Source organism: Kitasatospora acidiphila (assembly GCF_006636205.1).
GTDB lineage: Bacteria > Actinomycetota > Actinomycetes > Streptomycetales > Streptomycetaceae > Kitasatospora > Kitasatospora acidiphila.
On sequence record NZ_VIGB01000003.1, the window covers coordinates 4,676,415 to 4,697,705 of the forward strand.

The window sequence follows — 21,291 nt, forward strand, 5'->3', positions numbered from 1 at the left end:
GGGTTGCGGCAGTGCGTCACAGCACTGCTGCAACCCTTCGGCGCATCCGGTCCAGGTACGCCTTTGCGGGTACCTTCGGAGGGTGGCTGGGAACGGATATCAGAGCGGGTGGGGCGGCGACCGGCGGTACGCCGGTGACCAGGCGGGGAACACCCTCCCCGACCAGGGCGGGTACGGGGGGTACGGCTCCGGGTACGGGGCTCGGCCCGACGGCCGCACCATCGACGGCGGCCGGGCTCGGCACGACGAGCCGACCCGGTACGACCTCGATGCCCGCTACGGCGAGGGCGCGGGCGTCGGCGCTGGCAACGACGATGGCGCGGGGCAGCCGTACTACTACGGCTCCGGCGCTGGCTCCGGCGCTGGTTTCGGCTCCCGCTCCGGCGCCGGCTCCCGCTCCCGTGACGACGAGGGTGCCGGGGAGCCGTACTACTACGACGAGCAGGCCGGCGGCCAGGACCGCGTCACCACCTACCGGGCCGGCGGCCGCACCGCACCGCGGACCGGCGGCCCGCGGCTCGCCTGGCGTGACCTGCTGTTCGGCATCTACCGGGCCCCCGCCCGCACTTTCGACCAGATGCGCGACCACCAGGCCTGGCTGCCCGCGATCACCGTCTCGCTGCTCTACGGCGTGCTCGCCGTGCTCGGCTTCGGCGACACCCACAACGAGGTGGTCGGGGCCACCTTCTCGGTGGCCGCCTGGTCGCTCTTCGGGGCGGCGCTGGCCTTCACGGTGGCCGGCCTGATGCTCGGCTCGGTCACCTATGCGCTGGCCCGCCAGTTCGGCGGTGACGGCCCCTATGCGTCGACCGTCGGGCTCGGGGTGCTGATCGGCTGGACCACCGACGTGCCCCGGCTGGTGCTGGCGCTCTTCCTGCCCTCGGCCAGCCCGGTGGTGCAGGCGCTCGGCTGGGTCAGCTGGCTGCTCTGCGCGGCGCTGCTGACCACCCTGGTGCGCAGGGTTCACGACCTGCCCTGGGGCAAGGCGGCGGGCGCGGCGGCCGTTCAGCTGCTGGCGCTGCTGGTGCTGATCAAGCTGCCGACGCTGGGCTGAGCGGGTCGGTGCTGCGGCGCTGAGCGGGGTCGAACCCGGGCCGAATAGGCTGGACCGTCCCAGCCGACCCGTCACCACCTCGGAGACCCCGTATGACCCTCCCCACCACCCGTGTCAGCTTCCCCGGCGGAGCGGTGGCCGGCGAGTCCACCGTGCTCGCCGTCCACCAGCTCGGCCACGGCCGGTACGGGGTCGTCACCGCGGACACCCCGTTCCACCCGCTCGACCACACCTGGCCCGACCAGCCCGCCGACACCGGCACGCTGACCGTGGCGGGCGCCGAGCTGGCCGTGGTGGACTGCCTGACCGCCGCCGTCGGCCCCGAGGACGGCGAGCACGGCGAGCTGCTGGTGGGCGCCGACATCCCGGTGCGGCGCGGCGACGAGGCCTGGTCCTGGCTGGTGCTGCACGTGGTCGAGGAGCAGCCCGCCGAGCTGGTCCCGGGCGCCCCGGTGGCGCTCGCGGTGGACGCTGAGCGCCGGGCCGCGCTGAGCGCCGCTCACACCGGCTGCCACCTGCTGGCGCTGGCCCTCAACGAGGCGCTCGCCGAGCGCTGGCGCAAGGACCCGGGCCGTGCCGACGCCTTCGGCAACCCGGACTTCGACAGCCTGGCGATGGCCTCGTCGGTGATGGACACCGAGGCCAGCACCGACACCTACCGGCTCGGCAAGTCGCTGCGCAAGAAGGGCTTCACCACCGACGCCGCCGACGGCCTGCCGACCCTGGCCGACGCGCTGCCGGCGATCACCGCCGCGGTCAACGAGCGGCTGGCCGGCTGGGTGGCCGCCGACGCCCCGGTGCGGATCGAGGTGCCCGGCCCCGAGCTGACCGCCCGCCGCAACTGGCACTGCGAACTGCCGGCCGGCTCGGCGCGCATCGCCTGCGGCGGTACCCACCTGCACCGCCTGGGCCAACTGTCCGCACTGGAGACCGAGTTGACGCTCTCGGAGGACGGCAGCGAACTGATCGCGGTGACCCGCCCCAAGCGGGTCTGACGACCTTCGCCGAACGTGAACGCTTAGACGTTCGTCCGGTGGAAGTTGAGGTACGAGCGGGACGGCGTCGGTCCGCGCTGCCCCTGGTAGCGCGAGCCGTACCGCTCGGAGCCGTACGGGTGCTCGGAGGGCGAGGAGAGCCGGAACAGGCAGAGCTGCCCGATCTTCATGCCCGGGTAGAGCTTGATCGGCAGCGTGGCCACGTTCGACAGCTCAAGCGTCACATGGCCGCTGAAGCCCGGGTCGATGAAGCCCGCCGTCGAGTGGGTCAGCAGGCCCAGTCGGCCGAGGCTCGACTTGCCCTCCAGGCGCGAGGCCACGTCGTCCGGAAGCGTGATCACCTCGTAGGTGGACGCCAGCACGAACTCGCCGGGGTGCAGGATGAACGCCTCGTCCCCGTCCGGCTCGACCAGCCTGGTCAGGTCCGGCTGCTCCTGCGAGGGGTCGATGTGCGGGTAGCGGTGGTTCTCGAAAACCCGGAAGAACCGGTCCAGCCGCACGTCGATGCTGGACGGCTGGACCATGGCGGGGTCGAACGGGTCGATGACGACCCGGCCCCGGTCGATCTCGGCGCGGATGTCTTTGTCGGAGAGCAGCACGCCACGAGGTTACGTGGTCAGCGGCCGTCTCCCAATTTTCTCCACGCCCCGGCACTGCCGCGGACCCACCCGCAGCCGCCCACCGGCGGCCGCGAGAGGGCCCACCCGGCGCTACACGAGCCGCAGCGCCCTTGCCAGTTGCCCCTCGGACAGCACGCTCGGATCGGCCGGCACCGCACTGCGCAGCCGCCCGCACTGCGGACACCTCAGCAGCCGCTGCGGCCCGAGCCGCCCCGCCCCGAGGTTCCGCATCGGGAACGCGCTGATACTGAACAGGTGCCCCTCGGCACAACGAACAACGGTCCGCCGCTCCATCGATCCCCTTCCCGGACTTCCCCGGCCCGGCCCCCGTACACCGCCGGGCCACGACAGCCGTCACATTAGGGGACCATCCCGACATCCCGCCCCAACTCGCCGCCCCGCCCGCGAACCCTCACGACGCCCACCACCCCTCCACGCCCCACCCCCGGCAACCCGGTACGGAGCCCCCTCGGGGATGGGGTACAGTGGAGCATGATCGAGCCGTTCCTGACGGGTCGTCACGCGGGCGTAGTTTAATGGTAGAACATGAGCTTCCCAAGCTTAGAGCGCGAGTTCGATTCTCGTCGCCCGCTCAGAAGGAAAGCCCCAGGTCAGCGACCTGGGGCTTTCGCATTCAGCCACCACCCCCGTCGCCGGGCGAAGCCCCGGTGATGGCCTGCATCTCCCGCCCGGTGATCTCCTGCAGCGGCAGGCCGTCGCAGTTGCCGAGGACTACACCGACCCAGCCGGTGTACGGGTAGATGTTCCAGTTGGCGCTGACACCGGGGTTGCTACCGCCGCGCCCGAACACCCACTGGCCGTTGACGATATGGACCGGCATGTCGTAGGCCCCGAACGACGAACCGCCGTGGGGGATCTTGGCCCCGGTGAGCAACTCGGCCCAGGGCCGGTCCAACAGCGTGCCGTCGCCCAGCGCGCGTGTGAACCGGACCAGATCCGGCGCGGTGGCGAAGCCGCCGTTCCCGGGGGCGTCGATGAGGCTGCGGCCCGGGTTCTTGCCGAGTACGTCCGTGGACGGGCTGCCCTTGTCCAGATTGCGGACCGCGTCCACCTGGCTGCCGTCGGCCAGCGTCATGTACGGGTGCGCGAGGTGCTCGTCGGTGAGCCACTGCGGCCTGGTGTAGAACGCCGAGCCGGTCATGCCGCAGCGCCCGAAGATGTTCTCCTGCACGTAGTCCCAGTACGTCTTGCCGCTCACGGCCTCCACGATCAACGCGGGGATGCCGACATCGGCGCCGGAGTGGCTGGTGCGAGTGCCGGGGGCAGCCACCAGCTTGGACTGCCGAACCCACTGCTCGTAGTACTCGTGCACCTCCTCCTGGCTCTGGAAGATGCGTTGCACGTCCTCATCCGGGGTGTCCAGCCCGGAGGCGCCGGAGAGCAGGTGGTGGATGGTCACCTGCTCGGCGATGTCCTTGGCGTAGCCCTTCAGGTGGGTGCCCACCGCGTCCGACAGGCTCAGCTTGCCCTGCTGTGCCAGCTGCAAGACGGCCACCGCGCCGAACGGCTGGCCCGCCGAGCTGAGGCTGAACGCGGTGCCTTCGTGATTGCGGATCCCCTTCTCCCTGTCGGCCATGCCGTAGCTGCGGGACAGCACCGTCTGGCCCCGGTGCGACAACAGCACCACGCCGGAGAACTTCCCCTCGGCGGCCAGCTTCGCCACGTACTGGTCGTAGGCTCCGCCAGGACGGGTGGCCGGTGGGATGTCGGAGTCGGTTGGGGCCGGGTCGACTTGGCCGGGTCGAGCGCCCACCAATGGCGCGCCGGCTGCCACCACGCCGACGGCCGCCAATCCGCTCCACCCGAGCAGCCGCCGCCGATTGATACCACGTACGGAATCCGAGTCCATGATCACGGTCCTTTCCTGATCGACAGATCGACCGGTGCAGGTCTACCGGCGACCGCTATCGGCAACCGATCACCCACCCATGTGGTTCTCGTGACTCCACTGAAGTCGGAAGACTGTTGTGATGGCGTGTGCGATTTTCGATACGCCCGCGATACGCCGAATCCCCGGCAGCAAGGAACTGACGCATGCCGGCAGTGCGATGGTCCTGCCGCTGGTGATCGCGACAGCCCGGTTACGGCAGGGGCTGGACGACTCGTCGGTGAATCAGGGTCCAGGGGCCATGCTTGGGGCCGACGCCCGCGGCGTGCCGGGAAGTCGAATCGTGACGAGGAGACCGCCGGTGGGGCGGGGAGCGAGGTCGATGGTCCCGTCGTGTGCCCGGACGATGCTGTGCACGATCGCCAGCCCGAGGCCGACCCCGACATGTTCGTCGGTGCGTGTGCGTTCCGTTCCGCGTTGGAAGGGTTCGGTGAGGGTCGGTAGGAGTTCCAACAGGAGCGGAGGGCCGGTGTTCTCGACCCGCAGCACGCTCGCGTCGTGGTGCGATTCGGTGTGGATCGTGACGGTGCCGCCGCAGGGGAGGTTGTGGACGATGGCGTTCTGGACGAGGTTGGTCACCATCCGCAGAATGAGCGCCGCGGAGCCGAGTGACTGTGCCTTCTCGCCGGTGACGTCGAGCGTGATCTGGCGCTTTTCGGCGAGGGGAAGCAGCGTTTCGGTGGCTTCTTCGGCGATGAGGGACAGGTCGACGGGCTCGCGGGTGAAGCCCTTGCGGTCGGCGCGGCTGAGCAGCAGGAGGGCCTCGGTGAGGTCGATCGCCCGCGTGTTGACGGTGTGGAGGCGTTCGATGAGTTCGCCCTGGTCCCGCGTGGGGTCGTTGCGGGCGAGGTCGAGGAGTGTCTTCGAGATCGCCAGCGGGGTGCGCAGTTCGTGGGAGGCGTTCGCGGCGAATCGTTGCTGTTCGGTGACGTGGGATTCGAGTTGTTCGAGCATGTTGTCGAACACGTCAGCGAGTTCGCGGAATTCGTCTTGGGGACCTTGCATGCGGATCCGGTGGGACAGTGATCCGTTCGCAGCCGTCCGGGCCGCGTCTGCGATCCGTGTGAGTGGTGCGAGCATCCGGCCCGCGAGGATCCATCCTCCCAGGAGGCCGAACGCCAGCAGGAAGGCCAGTGCTATGGCCGCGGCGGGGGCGAACACGCGCACGAGGAGGTAGCGGTTGGGTGCGACCCCGAGAAGGCCCTGGGGGCTGTCGGGTACGTAGCGCAGCAGGAACACCCATACCACGGCCAGCAGGAGAGTGCCGGCGATGAGGAGGAATCCGGCGTAGCTGATGGTGAGTTTCAGGCGGGCGCTGAGCCCTGGGCGCCTATTCACGAGTGCTGCCGGGGTGGATTGTGTCCATGCCGGTGCCGATTCGGTAGCCGACGCCAGGCACCGTGGCGATGAGCCATGGTTCGCCGAGTCGTTTGCGCAGGCCGGAGACGGTGATGCGGACGGCGTTGGTGAAGGGGTCGGCGTTGGCGTCCCAGGCCCGCTCCAAGAGTTCTTCGGCGCTGACGACACCGCCTTCGGCGGCGACGAGGACTTCGAGCACGGCGAACTGCTTCCGGGTGAGTGCGACGTAGCGTCCGTCGCGGAAGACCTGCCGACGGAAGGGGTCCAGCCGCAGGCCCGCGATCTCGCTGACCGGGGGTCGGGCGTGCGCGCGTCTGCGGTCCAGCGCCCGCAGCCGCATGACGAGCTCCCGGAGCTCGAACGGTTTGGTGAGGTAGTCATCGGCGCCGAGCTCGAACCCGGACGCCTTGTCGTCGATCCGGTCGGCAGCGGTGAGCATGAGGATCGGGATGCCGCTGCCGGAGGCGACGATTCGTCGGGCGATCTCGTCGCCGGAGGGGCCGGGGACGTCGCGGTCGAGGACCGCAAGGTCGTAGGAGTTGACGCTGAGCAGTTCCAGAGCGGAGTTGCCGTCGCCGGCGATGTCGGCGGCGATCGCTTCCAGCCGGAGACCGTCCCGGACGGCTTCGGCCAGGTAGGGCTCGTCCTCCACGATCAACACGCGCATACCTGGAGCCTAAGCAGCACGGCATATCGCCGACGTATGCTTCTTCACCCAGCTCGGACCCGGCTTCGCCGTCGTCCGCCGCGACGGCGCCTCCGAACTCGCATCCCGCTCCTTGGACGTCCGCCGGCAGAAGCGCTACCAGCTCGCCGTCGAATGCCGCCACCCGCCCGTGACCGTGCCATCGGCCGGCTGTTCCGGCGCGTGCCAGATCCGTGCCAGAACGGGCGGCGAACGATGGGCAGCGGCGGCCAAGGCCAGGAGTCCCGGAGGGTCGACTTGAGCCGCGTTGTCGCAGGTCAGAGTTGTTTTTCGGCCTGATGACCCAAGGATTCCCAAGCTCAGAGCGCGAGTTCGATTCCCGTTGCCCGCCCAGAAGGAAAGCCCCAGGTCAGCGGCCTGGGGCTTTCGTGTTGTTCGGACCAATTCGAGGCCGTCTCGTGCCAAGGCGCCTCAAATCATGAGGTCAATTGCTAGCGATCCGCGTCAGCTATTGCCGGGCTGGCCGGTCTGTGTAGCCCGCTGACCTCCGGCGAGGAGGTCATCCCCTGCTCAGACCGTCGCTTCGAGGGTGACCGAGATGTTCCCCCGGGTGGCATTCGAGTAGGGGCAGACCTGGTGAGTGGTTTCCATGAGCTGGTCGGCGGTGGCCTGGTCCAGGCCGGGCAGGTGTGCCAGCAGTGCGACGCTCAGTGAGAAGCCTCCGTTGTCCAAGGCGATCAGGCTTACCGTGGACCTGATGGTCGACTCGCCCAGCCTCACCTTCTGCTGGCCTGCTATCAAGCGCAGCCCGTTGTGGAAGCACGCGGCGTAGCCGGCGGCGAAGAGTTGCTCGGGGTTGGTCTTGTCGCCACCGGGGCCGCCCATCTCCTTGGGGACCGCGAGGAGTTCGTCGAGCACCCCGTCGGAGGTGCGGACCTCTCCGTTGCGGCCGTCGCCGGTCGAGAGCGCCTCGGTGGTGTAGAGCACGGACACGGGGTCTCCATTCACAGGCATTCAGAAAGGGTGGAAGGGTTGTCGGTTGCCGGGCGGGTGTGTCCGTCCGGGGTTGTGATTTGGGCGAGCAGGGTCAGCGCGGTCTGTGAGGCAGAACCCGCCATGGCGGTTACTGCGACGAGTCGCTGTCCCTGCTCGTTCGGGACGGGCATGGCCTGCTGGGTGACGTCCATCGGTCCGACGAGCGGATGCCGCATCCGGTAGGCCGCGGTGTCCCAGGCGCGGACCCGGTGCGCGGACCAGAGGTCGGTGAACTCCGGGCTGTGCATGACCAGTTCACCGATCAGCGCGGCCAGCAGCGGATCGTCGGGGTACCGGCCGACGGCGAGGCGCAGTCTGCCCACCGCGTCTCGGGCCTTCTTCGGCCAGTCCTCGTACAGCTCGCGGGTATGGGCGTCCCGGAAGACCAGCCGCGCGGTGTTGGGACGCTGGGCCGGGTCCTGCGGGCTCTTCGGATCGAGGTGCCCGGCGAAGAGCGCATGCCCGGTGCGGTTCCAGGCCAGTACGTCGCTGCGGCGGCCGAGCACGATGACCGGAGTGTCCCCGAAGGCGTCGATCAGCTGCCGGGTCGTCTCGGTGATGCCCTCGGGTGCCGGCGGCTTGCGGGTTCGGTCATTGCCGCCCCTGCGCCCGACATCGGCAAGGTCGTGCAGGTGACGGTGTTCGGTCTCGTCCAGGCGAAGTGCCCTGGCGAGAGCGTCCAGCACCTCCGTCGATGCGCCCCGTGACAGTCCCTGCTCCAGCCTCGTGTAGTACGACTCGCTCACCCCCGCCAACCGGGCAAGCTCGTCCCGGCGCAGTCCCGGCACCCGCCGCCGCTCATCGAACTCCGGCAACCCGACGTCCGACGGCTGCAGTTGTGCCCGACGCGTCCGCAGGAACCGTCCCAACTGCGACTTGCTCTTCATGGACTTGAGTATGGATACGGGCGGCGAGGCGTGCCTGCCCCTGCCAGTGCCAGGCAACGCGGCTTGAGGCGGGGCCGGTCGGCTCAGGAGGTCGCCGCGGGGACGAGGTGGTCGAGTCCCTGTGCACTGCCCGTCGCGGCCTCGGTCGAGCGCGGCAGCATGGTGCTCTCGTAGGCGCGGACGGCGTCGTCGACGCCGGCTTCGGTGACGAGGGCGTGGGCGAGGTCGGAGCCGTCGAGCATGGCGAGGTTGGCGCCCAGCCCGACCGGGGGCATCAGGTGCGCGGCATCGCCGAGCAGCGTGACGCCGGGGACGTGCTCCCAGGTGTGCGGGGCGGGCAGGACGAACAGGGGCCGGTTGGTGAACCCGCTGTCGCTGTTGCGCAGGATGTAGCGCAGGCTCTCGTCCCAGCCGTCGAACATCCTCAGCAGGTGCGTCCGCACGGCCCGTTGGTCGCCGAGGTCGATACCGGCAGCCGCGTGCCAGTCCTGCGGCACGCGGACCGCGATGTAGGCGCGGATGTGGCCGTTGCTGTTGCGCTGGGCGACCAGCGACCTGCCGACGCCCTTCGCCAGCATCGATCCGTTGCCGACCAGCCGCGCGAGGTCGGGATGGCGGGTGTCGCAGTGGTCGAACCCGGTCTCGACGAAGGTGACGCCGGTGTAGCCGGGTGCGGCCTGCGACAGGGCCGGGCGCACGCGCGACCAGGCGCCGTCGGCACCGACCACCAGGTCGAAGTCCTCGGCGGTGCCGTCACCGAAGTGCAGCCGGCAGGTGCCGTCCGTCAGCGGGGTGACCCCGCTGACGGCGCGGTCCCACCGCACCGTGCCCTTGGTGATCGAGTCCAGGAACAGGCCACGCAGTTGGCCTCGGTCTATCTCCGGTCGGCCGCCGGCGGCGGACGGCGGCTGATGCTTCAGGAGGGCGGCGGAGGCGGGGTCGAGCACGCGCCACTCGTCCCTTCGGGGCGGGCGAGGGCGTTGAACCGGTCAAGCAGCCCGGCCGAACGCAGGGCGGCCTGGCCGGTGTCGGGGTGCATGTCGAGCGTGCCGCCCTGCGGGCGGGCGTCGGCGGCGGCCTCGCGTTCGAAGACGGTGACGGAGCGGCCGTGTTGCTGGAGGACGCGGGCGCAGGCGAGGCCACCGAGGCCGGCGCCGACGATCGCGATGCGGGGATCACGAGCAGAGGTCATGGAGTGTCCCTCGGGGGGTGGTTGGGGAGCCGGGAGGTCCGGCATCACCAAGAAAGCACACTCGATAAATAAGTGCAATGGCTAAACTTTCGTAGCGGATGCACTTCGGGGTATGGTGGGCGAGTGACCGAACCGACCGGGCGCCGCGAGCGCAAGAAGGCCCAGACTCGCCAGTCCCTGGCCGACGCCGCACTCGAGCTCTTCCTCGAGCGCGGCTACGACCAGGTCGGCGTCAAGGACGTCGCCGATGCCGCCGACGTCTCGGTGACCACCCTGTTCAAGCACTTCTCCGGCAAGGAAGCCCTGGTCTTCGACCAGGACGACGACTTGGAAGCAGCACTCGTCGCCGCCGTGCGCGACCGCACCCCGGGCCAGTCGATCCCGCAGGCGCTGCGCGAGCACATCCTGCTGAGACAGACCCAGTTCGCCGTCCACACCACGGACCCGCGGTTCGCCGATTTCACGCGCATGGTGCAGGAGACCCCGGCGCTGCGCGACTACGCCCAGCGCATGTGGACGCGCCACGAAGCGGCCCTGGCGCGGGCCATCGCCGAGGCTGTCGGCGCCCCCGAGGACGACGTCAGCTGCGCCGCCCTGGCTCGTTTCGCCCTTGAGGCCCGCGGCCTCATCCTGCGGCACGCCGAGCCGCGCCGTGCCGCCGACGAGGCCTTCGCGTTGCTCGAACACGGCTGGACGGCCTCCCACCCGGGCAACTGACCCGGTCTGCACAGCGCCTTGGCTCGGACGGCCGTGCCATGCGACGGTTCCGCCCGGGTGGTCAGCCCGCAGTGGTTCCGTCCGTTCTCGGCAGCCGCAGGGTGAAGACCGAGCCCTCACCGGGCCGGCTGGCCGCGGTCACCGTGCCGCCGTGGGCGTGCGCGAGCTGGCGCACGATGGCCAGCCCCAGGCCGCTGCCGCCGGTCTGCCGGCTGCGGGACTTCTCGGCACGCCAGAACCGGTCGAAGACGTGGGGCAGTTCATCAGGGCCGATACCCGTGCCGGTGTCCGTCACCTCGATGACCAGCTCCTCGCCCACCGGGCCGGCTGCGACCGTGACGCTCCCACAGCGCGGCGTGTGCCGCACCGCGTTGTCCACCAGGTTCCCGACGGCTTGGCGCAGCCGCACCGGGTCGGCCACCAACTCGGCTTCCCCGTCCGTGGGCAGCACGCTCAGGAGCACGCCGGCGGCCTCGGCCCGGGCTCGGTGGGCCTCGGCGACCTGGTCGAGGAGCTCGGCGATCCGGACCGGCTCGCGGTGCAGGCGGAAGCTGTCCGCGTCGGCCGCCGCCAGGTCTCGCAGATCGTCGATGATGTGCTGAAGCAGAAGCGCCTCCTCCAGCAGCGACGCCATCAGTGCCAGGTCAGGGGTGGCCACGCCGTCCTGGGTGGCCTCCAGCCAGCCGCGGATGTTGCTGAGCGGCGTGCGCAGTTCGTGCGCGACATCGCTGACCATCGCCTTGCGCTGCTCCTCGATCCGCTCGCGGCGCTCCGAGAGGTCGTTGAACGCGGCGGCCAGGTAGCCGATTTCGTCGTTGCCGGTCACCGGGACGCGGGCGTGCGGTTCGGTGGGGTGCTGGGCGGCGTCGGTCAGCGCGCGCAGCGGCCGGACCAGCCGGGTGGCGAGGAGGACCGAGAGCGCCACCGTGAGGGCCAGGACCAGGCCGGTGACGCCGGCGATGCGCAGGGCTCCGGCTCGGGTCAGGTGGAAGGCGGGGATGGTGGTTCCGTTGCTATCGCTGATGAACAGCAGTGCGGCGGGAGCGACATAGGGAGCGAGTTGCTGACGACGGCTGGAGTCGACACAGGCTGCCACGGCCTGATCGGCGCGGTCGGCATCCGGGTTCGGCAGCGGGGTGGGCGTGACCGCGGGAGCGACAGCCGGGCTTGGCGGGATGACGGTACCGGGGGAGGGCGTCCCGGGGCTCTGCACCCGGGGGCTCGGCACCACCCCGCTGGGGCCGATTCCGAGCTTGACCGGCCCCAGCCCCTCGGGCGACAGGCAGGCGTCGACCAACTCGCCGAGCCTGCTCAGAGCCTGCTGCTCGGTCGGGGTGGGAGCGGAGAGCCGAGGGAGGCCGCAGGTCGCGGAGGTGCCGTCGTCGGGGGCGAGCCCGGCGACGGTCACGTTCGGTCGGCCGCTGGGGTCGGTGCCGGTCTCGGCGGCGAATCCGCGCGTGCGCAGGCAGTCGGCGGTCGCGCCGGCCGCAGAGCGCAGCTGGGTGCGTTCTTCGGCGGAGAGGGCGAACGGCCCGACGGCGCGCGGGTCGATGCGGGTGGTGCCGCTGTTGGGTGCCAGCGTCTGGTCCACGTCGAGCGGGTCGATCACCGCCGACGCCTTGGACGGGACCGGCGACGCGTGCGGGGCGGCGGAACCGCCGATGGGTCGGCGGCTCTGGTCGGTCAGCGCGATGTGACGGCCCGTCCGCTTCGTCAGGTCCGCCAGCACGGGGCCGATGCCGTCCCAGTTCTGGTGGGTCGCGGCGAAGCCGAGCAGGGTCTCGTAGATGCCGGCGTCGCCGGAGAGGGTCTGGACCTGTTCCTGCTGGATCTCCTGCGACGTGGTGTTCACCGCCAGCCAGGCGGTGGCGGCGACCGAGCACACGGCGACCAGGATCGAGGCGGCCAGCAGCCGGACCAGCAGGCTCTTGCGCAGCGGTACCCTACGGCGCACAGTGGCGTCCGCCCGTGCCGTCGGTGAGCTTGTAGCCGACTCCGAAGACGGTCAGCAGCCGCACCGGGTGCCTCGGGTCGGGTTCGATCTTCCTGCGCAGGTTCATGATGTGCACGTCGATGGTGCGCTCGGATATGTACTGCCCGAACCCGCCGGTGCCGCCCAGTAGTTGCGCCCGGCTGAAGACCTGCTCGGGGTGTGCGGCCAGGGTGCGGAGCAGCTCGAACTCCCCTGGCGTGCACGGCACCAGGGTGCCGGCGACGCGGACCTCGTGGCGGTCGGGGTCCACCGTGAGCTCGCCGACCCGCAGCACCGGGTCGGCCGGCGCCCTGCGCTGCGCCCGCTGCGAGCGCCGGAGCAGGACACGCACCCGGGCCATGAGCTCACGGGGGCTGAACGGTTTGGTCATGTAGTCGTCGGCGCCCAGGTCGAGTCCGAGCAGCAGGTCGTCCTCGGCGGACCGGGCGGTCAGCACCAGGATCGGGAGTTCGGACTCGCGGCGCAGGATGCGGCACACGTCCAGGCCGTCCACCCGGGGCATCATCACATCGACGATCAGCAGGTCCGGTTCACGTCGCCGGACCTCGTCGATCGCCGCGCGTCCGTCGTGGACGACGGCGGCGGTGTGGCCCTCCAGCTCCAGATAGCGGCGGATGAGCTCGGCCTGTTTCGGGTCGTCCTCGGCCACCAGGACATATGCGCTCACCCTTTCGATCATATGGGGCGTGAGCTGCCATCAGATGGGGCCGGCAGGCCACGTCATCAGAATCGAAAGACATCCTGACAGGTTCCAAACATCCATTGGCGATCATCGCAGCCATGCCGAAGTCAACTGATGATCGCCCCCAGCGTCGGGACCGCCGGCTGCTGCGGACCGCGGTGCTCTCCGCCGTTCTGGTGCTCCCCCTGGGTGCGCTGACGGCGTGCGGTTCCGGCTCGGGTACGCGGAGCAGCGCACCCGGCGCCGGCGTGGCCTCGCTGCCGAGCGCCGCGGCTCCGAGTTCGCCCGCCGCGGGCGCAGCCCCCGCGACCGGCGCGACCGGCGGCGACCCGGCCCCCGCGACCGGCGGCGACCCGGCCCCCGGGGCGAGCGCGGCCTCGGGCGCCCCGTCCCCGCCTCCACCGCCGACCGCCCCCAGGAGCGGCTGGACGACAGCCCTGCGCGCGACGGCCAGCTCTGGGACGCCTACTACGCCTGCCTGGGCGCCAACGGAGTCCCCCTGACGGGCGGGATCGCCCCGGCCGGACAGCCCATGCACAAGATGCCGCCGCCGGGCGCTGCCATCCCCAAGGCCGCTGAGGCGGCCTGCCAGTCCAAGATGCCGCTGCCGCCGCCGCAGACGGATCCGAAACTCAACCCGAACTACGGCGCCGATTTCAGCGCCTGGGTCAACTGCATCAACGGCAAGGGGTTGAAGGTCAAGGCCTATGGCACCCCGGGCAGCGGGGACAGCGGGTGGAGCTACGACGGGCAGCCCACGATGCCCCAGCCGCAACAGGAACAGGTGATACAGACCTGCAAGATGGAGGCATTCAGTGGCAGCGGGCACTGACGCGGGGAACGCCGACATCGACGACGTCCCCGCCACCGATCCACCCCCGCGGCGAACCCGCAGGCGGCGCGTGGCCGTGATCGTCGCCCTTGCCGTGACATTCGGCATCGGAGCAGCGAGCGCGGTGGGGCTGAGCAGCCGGCAGAAGCCGCACGCAGCCGCGAGCAGCGGCGCGCAGGTGCACACGGTCGCCGTGGTCAAGACGGACCTGTCGAACACTCAGACCATGAGCGGCACCCTGGGGTTCGGCACGGCGCAGACCTTGACGGGCGCGAAGCAGGGCATCATCACCGCGCTCCCCGCCGCCGGAACCACCGTGACCAGGGGCCAGCAGCTGTACCGGGTGAACGACCAGCCGGTGCCGCTCTTCTACGGCGGCACCCCGCTGTTCCGGCCCCTCGACAAGCCCGGCCTGGTGGGCCGGGACGTCCAGGTGGTCGCGAGCAACCTGCAGGCTCTCGGCTACGACGTGGGAACGCAGCCGAAAGTCGGCAGCGTGATCACCCAGCCCGCTGCCGACCCGGCACCCGGCGGCAGTGCGCTGTCGCCGAAGGACGGGGGAGGGACGGCGGCTCCGGCCGGCGGGAGCAGCACGGGTGCGCCCAGCGGCGGGCCGACCAGGGCTCCAGCCGCCCCGACTGCTCCGACTGCTCCAACCAGCCCGACCGCCGCAGCCGGTGCGCCGGCCGCGCCGACCCAGACCACGGTGGAATCGGGCGACGGGGTCGTCACCGGTTCCCTGATCGCTGCGATCAAGCGTTGGCAGAAGGCTGTCGGACTGCCGCAGACGGGAAGTCTCGGCATCGGCGATGTGGTGGTGCTGCCCGGCGCGATCCGGATCGGCGCCCTGCAGACCCAGCTCGGTGAGCAGGGGGCGGAGGCACTGATGTCGGTCACGCCGACCGACAAGGTGGTGACCGTGCCCGTGGATCCGGCGAACGTCGGCTCGATCAAGCAGGGCGACAAGGTCACCATCAGCCTGCCCGACAGCTCGACGACACCGGGAACGGTCAGCGGTGTCGGCACCGCCGTCAAAGGAAACGCCGCAAGCAACTCCGCTGCGGGCGCCGGGCCGGGCGGCCCGCCCACGGTCGATGTGACCGTGGCCATCGACGACCCCTCGACGGTGAAGGACTTCGACTCGGCCACCGTCCAGGTGGCCTTCGTGTCGGCGACCGCGACCGGAGTGCTGGCCGTTCCGGTCGGCGCGCTCCTCGCCCTCAGCGGCGGCGGCTACGCCGTGCAACTCACGGGCAGCGGCGGGCTGGTGGCGGTGCAGACCGGCATGTTCGCGAAGGGCATGGTGGCGATCACCGGCAACGGCATCACTGCGGGCACCCAAGTGGTGACCGCCGCATGACGCCGGTGCTAGTGGTGCGCGGGGCCGGGATGGCCTATCCGGGCGGGGTCAAGGCCCTGGACGACGTCTCGCTGACCATCGACGAGGGCGAACTGCTGGCCATCCTCGGACCGTCCGGCTCGGGAAAGTCCACCCTGCTCAACATCATGGGCACCCTGGACCGGCCGACCAGCGGCACCGTGGAGATAGGCGGCCACGATATCGCGCAGCTCTCCGACCGCCGACTGTCCGCGCTGCGCGGACGCTGGCTGGGGTTCGTGTTCCAGCAGTTCCACCTCACGGACGGCCTCAGCGCCGTGGAGAACGTGGCCACCGGGCTGCTCTACGCCGGAGTGCCGCGCCGCCGACGGGGCCCGATGGCACTGGAAGCGCTCGGCCGGGTCGGCCTGGCACACCGTGTCGGGCACCTGCCGCACCAGCTCTCCGGCGGCGAGCGGCAGCGGGTGGCGATCGCCCGGGCGCTGGTCAACGAGCCTGCCCTGGTGCTCGCGGACGAGCCCACCGGCGCCCTGGACACGGCCAACGGCAGAGCGGTCCTGGCGCTGCTGACCAAGCTGAACGACGAGGGAACCACCATCGCGATCATCACCCACGACCGCGGCATAGCTGAACTGATGCCCCGTCAGATCGAGATCCTGGACGGGCGCTTGGTGTCCGACGGCCGTACCGGGGCCGGCGCATGAGCAACGGCGGCACTCATCGCAGCGGTTCTCACCGCGACGGCACTGGCCGCGGCGGCACGCACAAGTCCGTCGCGAACCGGACCAAGCCGGTGCGGTTGGCCCCGGCCGACGTTCTCGGCCTCGGACTGCTGGGCATCCGCACCCGGAAGGCGCGTGCGGCGCTGTCGGCCCTGGGCATCTCCATCGGCATCGCCACGATGATCATCGTCATGGGCATTCCGGCGTCCAGCCAGGAGGCCCTGCTGGAGCGGCTGTCGGCGCTGGGCACCAACATGCTGCAGGCTACGGCCGACCCCGGCCAGAATCCTCCGGTGGTCTTCCCGCCCGAATCGCCGGACATGGTCGCCCGGATCGGCCCGGTGACCGTCGCCAGTGCGGTCGCCAACACCAACACCGTCGTCGCACGCTCTGACAAGGTCGACCCCGACAACGACACCGGCCTCGCCGTACTGGCCGGCAAACTGAACCTGCTGCAGGCGATCAACGGCAAGGTCCAGTCGGGCCGCTTCCTGGACGCGGCCACCGAGCGGTTCCCCACCACGGTGCTGGGCTCCGCGGCCGCCTCCCGACTCGGCATCACCACTCTGCCGACCGATCGACCCGGCCCGCAGGTCTACATCGACAACCACTGGTTCACCGTCATCGGGATCCTCGCTCCCGTGCCGCTGGCTCCGGACATCGACCACTCGGTACTGGTCGGCTGGGACGCCGCGAAGGCCCAGCTGGGCTTCAACGGCAATCCCACCGTGATCTACGTCCAATCCCGGGAGTCACAGATCGAAGCGGTCCGCGCGGTGATGCCCGCCACCATCGATCCACAGCAGCCGGGCCTGGTGCAGGTCAGTCGGCCCTCCGACGCGCTTGCCGCGAAACGGGAGACCCAGACCGCCTTCTCCGCGCTGTTCCTCGGCCTCGCGGGCGTGGCCCTGCTGGTCGGGGGCATCGGCGTGGCCAACACCATGGTCATCTCGGTGCTGGAGCGGCGCAAGGAGATCGGACTGCGCCGGGCACTGGGCGCCAACCGAGGGCAGATCCGTGGTCAGTTCCTCGCCGAGTCGGTGGCGCTGTCCGGGCTCGGCGGTGTCGCCGGCACTGCCATCGGCGCCCTCGTGACCTTCGGCTACGCCACCTCGCAAGGCTGGCCACTGGTCATCCCGCTCCAAGTGCTGCTCGGCGGCATCGGCGGGGCGGTCGTGGTCGGCGTGGTGGCAGGCGTCTACCCGTCGATCCGCGCCTCACGGCTCACCCCTACCGAGGCGCTGGCCTCGACCTGATCGGCCGGCGAGACGGCGGGTGCCAGGCCGAGGGGGTGGGGTTGTGGGAGAGGTCGATGGTGCGCGTGCGGTGGTAGGCGCGGGTGTAGTGGGGGCGGCGAGTGGGTGGGAGAGCGGGGTCGGCGAGGGCGGTGGTGAGGTCGATGGCGCGGATGGGGGTGGTGAGGTCGATGAGGGTGGGGGTGACGGTCAGGTGCCGGATGTGCCAGGAGCCGTCGGCACGGGTGAAACGGGTGCGGGAGAGCAGGCCCTCCTCGGTGGTGCCGCGCGGGGTGCGATGCCGGGCGAGGAGGTTGCCGTGGCCGTAGACCACCCAGGTGCCGTTGACCCGTTCGCATGGCTGGACGGCGTGGGTGTGGTGGCCGAGGATCAGGTCGATCGGGAGTGCGGAGGTCAGTTCCGCGGCCAAGGAGAGTTGGCGCGGGCTGGGTTGGTGATGGTGTTCCCGTCCCCAGTGCAGGCTGAGGATCACCACCTCGGCGCCCGCCCGACGCGCGCGGTGGACCTCGTCGTAGGTGCGGTCGCCGATCAGGTTGGCCAGCCACGGCCGGTCCGTTGGCCGGACCCGGCCGTTGAAGCCGTAGCTGTATGACAGGTGGGCGACCGGGACGCCGTTGACGTCGATGATGTTCGGCCGGTCCGCCTCCGCCTGGCTGCGGGCCGAGCCGCTGTGCCGCAGGCCGGCGGCGTCCAGGGCGTCCAGGGTTCGGCGTACACCGGTTTCGCCCTGGTCCAGCGCGTGGTTGGACGCCGTCGAGCAGCTGTGGAAGCCCAGGTCGGCCAGGGCCGTGGCGAGCTGCGGTGGGGCGGCGAAGCGCGGGAAGCCCAGGAACGGTCCCTCGGCTGCCGCGAGTGGTGTTTCGAGGTGGCAGATCGCGAGGTCGGCCCGGGAGACCGCCGGTCGCAGTCCGGCCAGCATCGGCCCGAAGTCGAATCCGCCGGTGCCGGTGCCGGTGCCGGTGCCGGTGCCGGTGCCGGTGGCCTCGGCGTCGAGGGCGGCCTGCTCGATCAGCGGGGGATGGATCAGGACGTCGCCGCCGGCGACCACGGTGAACTCCATCCCGCCATGGTCAGCCCTCCGGGTAGAGGACGAACAGGGTGCAGCCGGTGGTGGTCTGTGGGACGTGCGAGGAGCCGGCGGGGCAGTGGATGAAGGTGCCGGCGGGGTAGTCGCGGTGGCCGTCGTTGAAGGTGCCGGAGAGGACGAACACCTCCTCGGGGCCCGGCTCGTGGACGTCGGTGCCCTGCCAGCAGGTGTTCGGGTCCATCTCCAGGACGTGGGCCGTCGCGCCGTCGTCCCCGCGCCACAGCGGGCGCAGGCGGATGCCGGGGAACAGCTCCCGGATCGGGGCGTCCTGGACGTGGGACCAGGTGAAGGCGAGTGCGTTCGGTTCCGGGGTGTTGGTGGTCTTGGTCGTCATGAGGTCAGCTTGGCGGACCACGGCTGTGCGGCCGAGTGTCAGGAAAGACATCAGCGAGTACTTTTCTGACAGGGGATCTTGGGGTTTGGGGATCTCAGGACTTGGGACTTGGGGCCTTGGGATCTGGGGATCTGGGGATCTGGCAGGGGGTTTGTGACGTGCATCGAGTGGTGGCACTGGTTCGCCCGCCGCAGTCGACGTTCGAACTAGCCTGCGCGGCCGAGGTGTTCGGGCTGGAGCGCCCTGGGGTGCCGGCGCGGTACGCGTTCAGCGTGTGCACGGAGCAGCCCGGCCCGGTGGCCACGCTCGCGGGCTACGAGATGCTGGTGGCCGAGGGGTTGGACGCGCTGCGACGGGCGGACACCGTGATCGTCCCGGGCTGGCTGCCAGTCGAACGGCCGCCCTCGGACGCGGTGGTCGAGGCGCTGCGGCGTGCGCTGGAGCGCGGGGCGCGAGTGGTGAGCATCTGCTCCGGCGCGTTCGCGTTGGCGCACGCCGGGCTGCTGGACGGGCGGCGGGCGACCACGCACTGGGCCACGGCAGGGAAGTTGGCCGAGGAGTTCCCGGCGGTGCAGGTCGACCCGGATGTGCTGTACGTGGACCACGGTGAGGTGGCCACCAGCGCGGGCGCGGGGGCCGGCATCGACCTGTGCCTGCACCTGGTCCGCGTCGACCAGGGTGCCGGGTACGCGGCCCGGGTCGCGCGGAGCATGGTGATGCCGCCGCACCGCGAGGGCGGGCAGTTGCAGTACTCAGCGCCCCCGAACGCGGGGCAGCTGGACGGCTCGCTCGCGCCGCTGCTGGACTGGGCCACCGGGCGGCTCGGGGAGCCGCTGGCAGTCGCGGACCTGGCGGCGCACGCGGGCGTCTCGGCGCGCACCCTGGCCCGGCGGTTCGACGAGCAGCTCGGCACCAGTCCGGGGCACTGGCTGCTCGTGCAACGGATCACCGCGGCCCGGGAGTTGCTGGAGTCCTCCGACCTCCCGCTGGATGCCGTCGCCCGCCGCGTGGGCCTCTCCTCGGCCACCAACCTCCGCCGGCGCTTCCTGGGGGCGCTGGGGACCACGCCGGGTGCCTACCGCCGAGCGTTCCGGGCGTAGGGCATGCCACTCGGGCGGAATTGGACCGGGACAGCCGGACGGGCCGGTGGCTAGCCTTGGGCCTAGTCGATCTTTGGAGGCCACCCGTGCACCCTGAACTCGCCGCCGATCTCAACCATTTGCCCGCGTTGCTGGAGGAGGTGCGGCAGCAGGCCGTGGCCTTCCTGGCGGGGCTGGACGAGCGGGCGGTGATTCCGGAGGCGGAGCAGGCGGGGAAGCGGGCGGGGGAGCAGGCGGGGGAGCAGGCGGGCTCGGTGCCGCTGGCGGGGAGGGCGGCGGGTTGGGTGGCGGGGTGCGGGCGGCGCTCACGGAGTTCGGCGAGCGCTGGCAGCCGAGGCTCTCGGCGAGTGCCGGGCCGCGCTACTTCGGGTTCGTCACCGGTGGCGCGACCCCGGCGGCGCTGGCCGGCGACTGGCTGACCGCCACCGTCGACCAGAACTCCAACTCCGCGCTGGACCCGGCCGGTCAGCAGCTGGAGCGGGAGACGGTCGGCTGGCTGCGCGAGCTGTTCGGGCTCTCGGAGGCGCACAGCGGCACCTTCGTGAGCGGCGCGACGATGTCCAACACGGTGGGGCTGGCGGTCGCCCGGGAGTGGCTGGGCGAGCGGCTCGGCGTCGATGTGGCCGAGGACGGGGTCGGTGCGCTGGGGCGGGTGCGGGTGCTGTCGGGGAACGCGCACTCCAGCGTCGCCAAAGCGCTGTCGGTGCTGGGGCTGGGGCGCGCGGCGCTGACGCCGGTGGCCGCGCTGCCGGGCCGGGAGGCGGTGGATGTGGCCGCGCTGGAGCGGGCGTTGGCCGAGGCGGGCGGTCCGTGCGTGGTGGTGGCCAACGCCGGCACGGTGAACACGGTGGACTTCGACGACCTGCGGGCGATCGCCGCGCTGCGCGAGCGCTACGACTTCTGGCTGCACGTGGACGCGGCGTTCGGCGCCTTCGCGGCGCTGGTGCCGGAGCACGCGGAGCTGGTGGCCGGGCTGGACCTGGCCGACTCGGTCTGCGTGGACCTGCACAAGTGGCTCAACGTGCCGTATGACAGCGCGGTGCAGTTCACCCGCCGCCGCGACCTGCAGGCGCGGGTGTTCCAGAACGCGGCCGCCTACCTGGGCCCCTGGGCGAGGACCCCGACCTGGTGCATCTGACGCCGGAGAACTCGCACCGACTGCGCGCGCTCGCCGCCTGGTTCACGTTGCGGGCGTACGGGCGGGCCGGCCACGCGGAGATCGTCGAGCGCTGCGTGGCAGGTGCCCGGGCGCTGGGGGAGGCGGTGGCCGGGATGGCGGGGCTGCGGCTGCTCGCGCCGGTGCGGCTGAACGTCGTCTGCTTCACGCTGGCGGCGGACCCCACCGCCGAGCGACTCGCCGCGCTCGCCACGGAGTTGGCCGGGGACGCCTTCGTCACGCCGACCCGGTATGCCGGGCAACCCGCGCTGCGGGCGGCGTTCAGCAACTGGCGGACCACCGAGGCGGACGTCGAGCGGACGGCGGCGGCGCTGGAGCGGGCCGTGGCGCGCTTGGGGGAGGGCGGGTAATGAGG

General features: G+C 71.2%; 21 protein-coding genes, 1 tRNA gene and 1 pseudogene. 10 read left to right on the forward strand and 13 right to left on the reverse strand.

The window, feature by feature from the left end:
- The first annotated feature begins 82 nt into the window (after positions 1–82).
- Both E6W39_RS22090 and E6W39_RS22095 read left to right on the forward strand, forming a co-directional pair.
- The gene (locus tag E6W39_RS22090) at positions 83–1,054 is read left to right on the forward strand and encodes a Yip1 family protein (RefSeq protein WP_141634995.1); all 972 of its coding nucleotides are present in this window, start codon (positions 83–85) and stop codon (positions 1,052–1,054) included.
- A gap of 92 nt (positions 1,055–1,146) precedes the next feature.
- Positions 1,147–2,049, forward strand: coding sequence for an alanyl-tRNA editing protein (locus tag E6W39_RS22095; protein WP_141634996.1), 903 nt, complete (start codon positions 1,147–1,149; stop codon positions 2,047–2,049).
- Positions 2,050–2,072: 23 nt separating this feature from the next.
- Here E6W39_RS22095 and dcd read toward each other — a convergent pair whose 3' ends face one another.
- Complete coding sequence (gene dcd / locus E6W39_RS22100; protein ID WP_101380793.1) at positions 2,073–2,648, reverse strand: dCTP deaminase; 576 nt, start codon at positions 2,646–2,648, stop codon at positions 2,073–2,075.
- A 111-nt stretch (positions 2,649–2,759) separates the two neighbouring features.
- Positions 2,760–2,900 (reverse strand): hypothetical protein, encoded by a 141-nt coding sequence (locus tag E6W39_RS22105; RefSeq protein WP_407658436.1) that lies wholly within the window; start codon positions 2,898–2,900, stop codon positions 2,760–2,762.
- Between the two features lie 291 nt (positions 2,901–3,191).
- On the opposite strand from E6W39_RS22105, the gene E6W39_RS22110 reads away from it, so the two are divergent.
- A tRNA-Gly gene (locus E6W39_RS22110) sits at positions 3,192–3,262 on the forward strand.
- 41 nt (positions 3,263–3,303) lie between these two features.
- Here E6W39_RS22110 and E6W39_RS22115 read toward each other — a convergent pair.
- The 7 genes from E6W39_RS22115 to E6W39_RS43595 form a co-directional block, all read right to left on the reverse strand.
- Positions 3,304–4,353 (reverse strand): serine hydrolase domain-containing protein, encoded by a 1,050-nt coding sequence (locus E6W39_RS22115; protein ID WP_267286703.1) that lies wholly within the window; start codon positions 4,351–4,353, stop codon positions 3,304–3,306.
- A 450-nt stretch (positions 4,354–4,803) separates the two neighbouring features.
- Entirely contained in the window at positions 4,804–5,916 is a 1,113-nt protein-coding gene (locus tag E6W39_RS22120; protein ID WP_141634998.1) for a sensor histidine kinase, read from the reverse strand.
- Entirely contained in the window at positions 5,909–6,604 is a 696-nt protein-coding gene (locus tag E6W39_RS22125) for a response regulator transcription factor (RefSeq protein WP_141634999.1), read from the reverse strand. Before E6W39_RS22125 ends, E6W39_RS22120 begins: the two co-directional genes overlap by 8 nt.
- Positions 6,605–7,153: 549 nt before the next feature.
- Complete coding sequence (locus E6W39_RS22130) at positions 7,154–7,576, reverse strand: organic hydroperoxide resistance protein (RefSeq protein WP_141635000.1); 423 nt, start codon at positions 7,574–7,576, stop codon at positions 7,154–7,156.
- 11 nt (positions 7,577–7,587) lie between these two features.
- Complete coding sequence (locus E6W39_RS22135) at positions 7,588–8,505, reverse strand: helix-turn-helix transcriptional regulator (protein ID WP_141635001.1); 918 nt, start codon at positions 8,503–8,505, stop codon at positions 7,588–7,590.
- Positions 8,506–8,588: 83 nt separating this feature from the next.
- The gene (locus tag E6W39_RS22140) at positions 8,589–9,452 is read right to left on the reverse strand and encodes an FAD-dependent oxidoreductase (RefSeq protein WP_323809064.1); all 864 of its coding nucleotides are present in this window, start codon (positions 9,450–9,452) and stop codon (positions 8,589–8,591) included.
- The gene (locus tag E6W39_RS43595; RefSeq protein WP_323809065.1) at positions 9,422–9,697 is read right to left on the reverse strand and encodes an FAD-dependent oxidoreductase; all 276 of its coding nucleotides are present in this window, start codon (positions 9,695–9,697) and stop codon (positions 9,422–9,424) included. Before E6W39_RS43595 ends, E6W39_RS22140 begins: the two co-directional genes overlap by 31 nt.
- A 123-nt stretch (positions 9,698–9,820) precedes the next feature.
- Between E6W39_RS43595 and E6W39_RS22145 the strand changes: the two genes are divergently transcribed.
- Complete coding sequence (locus E6W39_RS22145; RefSeq protein WP_141635002.1) at positions 9,821–10,414, forward strand: TetR/AcrR family transcriptional regulator; 594 nt, start codon at positions 9,821–9,823, stop codon at positions 10,412–10,414.
- A gap of 61 nt (positions 10,415–10,475) precedes the next feature.
- Here the strand turns inward: E6W39_RS22145 and E6W39_RS22150 are convergent, their stop codons facing one another.
- Both E6W39_RS22150 and E6W39_RS22155 read right to left on the reverse strand, forming a co-directional pair.
- Positions 10,476–12,368 carry an ATP-binding protein gene (locus E6W39_RS22150; protein WP_141635003.1) on the reverse strand — a complete coding sequence of 631 codons (1,893 nt, stop codon included), beginning with the start codon at positions 12,366–12,368 and terminating at the stop codon, positions 10,476–10,478.
- Positions 12,358–13,074 (reverse strand): response regulator transcription factor, encoded by a 717-nt coding sequence (locus E6W39_RS22155; RefSeq protein WP_228718282.1) that lies wholly within the window; start codon positions 13,072–13,074, stop codon positions 12,358–12,360. Before E6W39_RS22155 ends, E6W39_RS22150 begins: the two co-directional genes overlap by 11 nt.
- A 217-nt stretch (positions 13,075–13,291) precedes the next feature.
- Between E6W39_RS22155 and E6W39_RS22160 the strand changes: the two genes are divergently transcribed.
- Genes E6W39_RS22160 through E6W39_RS22175 form a run of 4 tightly spaced genes read left to right on the forward strand, consistent with a single transcriptional unit; the run spans position 13,292 to position 17,238 of the window.
- The gene (locus E6W39_RS22160; RefSeq protein WP_141635005.1) at positions 13,292–13,921 is read left to right on the forward strand and encodes a hypothetical protein; all 630 of its coding nucleotides are present in this window, start codon (positions 13,292–13,294) and stop codon (positions 13,919–13,921) included.
- On the forward strand, positions 13,905–15,281 hold the full coding sequence (locus E6W39_RS22165; protein ID WP_228718283.1) for an efflux RND transporter periplasmic adaptor subunit: 1,377 nt from the start codon (positions 13,905–13,907) through the stop codon (positions 15,279–15,281). The genes E6W39_RS22160 and E6W39_RS22165 overlap by 17 nt, the downstream gene beginning before the upstream one ends.
- Positions 15,278–15,964, forward strand: coding sequence for an ABC transporter ATP-binding protein (locus tag E6W39_RS22170; protein WP_141635006.1), 687 nt, complete (start codon positions 15,278–15,280; stop codon positions 15,962–15,964). Before E6W39_RS22165 ends, E6W39_RS22170 begins: the two co-directional genes overlap by 4 nt.
- Complete coding sequence (locus E6W39_RS22175; protein ID WP_141635007.1) at positions 15,961–17,238, forward strand: ABC transporter permease; 1,278 nt, start codon at positions 15,961–15,963, stop codon at positions 17,236–17,238. The genes E6W39_RS22170 and E6W39_RS22175 overlap by 4 nt, the downstream gene beginning before the upstream one ends.
- Here the strand turns inward: E6W39_RS22175 and E6W39_RS22180 are convergent.
- Together E6W39_RS22180 and E6W39_RS22185 are read right to left on the reverse strand one after the other, a co-directional pair.
- Positions 17,213–18,298: a CapA family protein gene (locus tag E6W39_RS22180; protein ID WP_141635008.1), complete on the reverse strand. Its 1,086-nt coding sequence runs from the start codon at positions 18,296–18,298 to the stop codon at positions 17,213–17,215. The genes E6W39_RS22175 and E6W39_RS22180 overlap by 26 nt on opposite strands.
- A gap of 10 nt (positions 18,299–18,308) precedes the next feature.
- Complete coding sequence (locus E6W39_RS22185; RefSeq protein WP_220140250.1) at positions 18,309–18,659, reverse strand: cupin domain-containing protein; 351 nt, start codon at positions 18,657–18,659, stop codon at positions 18,309–18,311.
- A 167-nt stretch (positions 18,660–18,826) separates the two neighbouring features.
- On the opposite strand from E6W39_RS22185, the gene E6W39_RS22190 reads away from it, so the two are divergent.
- Together E6W39_RS22190 and E6W39_RS22200 are read left to right on the forward strand one after the other, a co-directional pair.
- Positions 18,827–19,759, forward strand: coding sequence for a helix-turn-helix domain-containing protein (locus tag E6W39_RS22190; RefSeq protein WP_228718709.1), 933 nt, complete (start codon positions 18,827–18,829; stop codon positions 19,757–19,759).
- 86 nt (positions 19,760–19,845) lie between these two features.
- A pseudogene (locus E6W39_RS22200) lies at positions 19,846–21,286 on the forward strand (pyridoxal phosphate-dependent decarboxylase family protein).
- Positions 21,287–21,291: the final 5 nt, after the last annotated feature.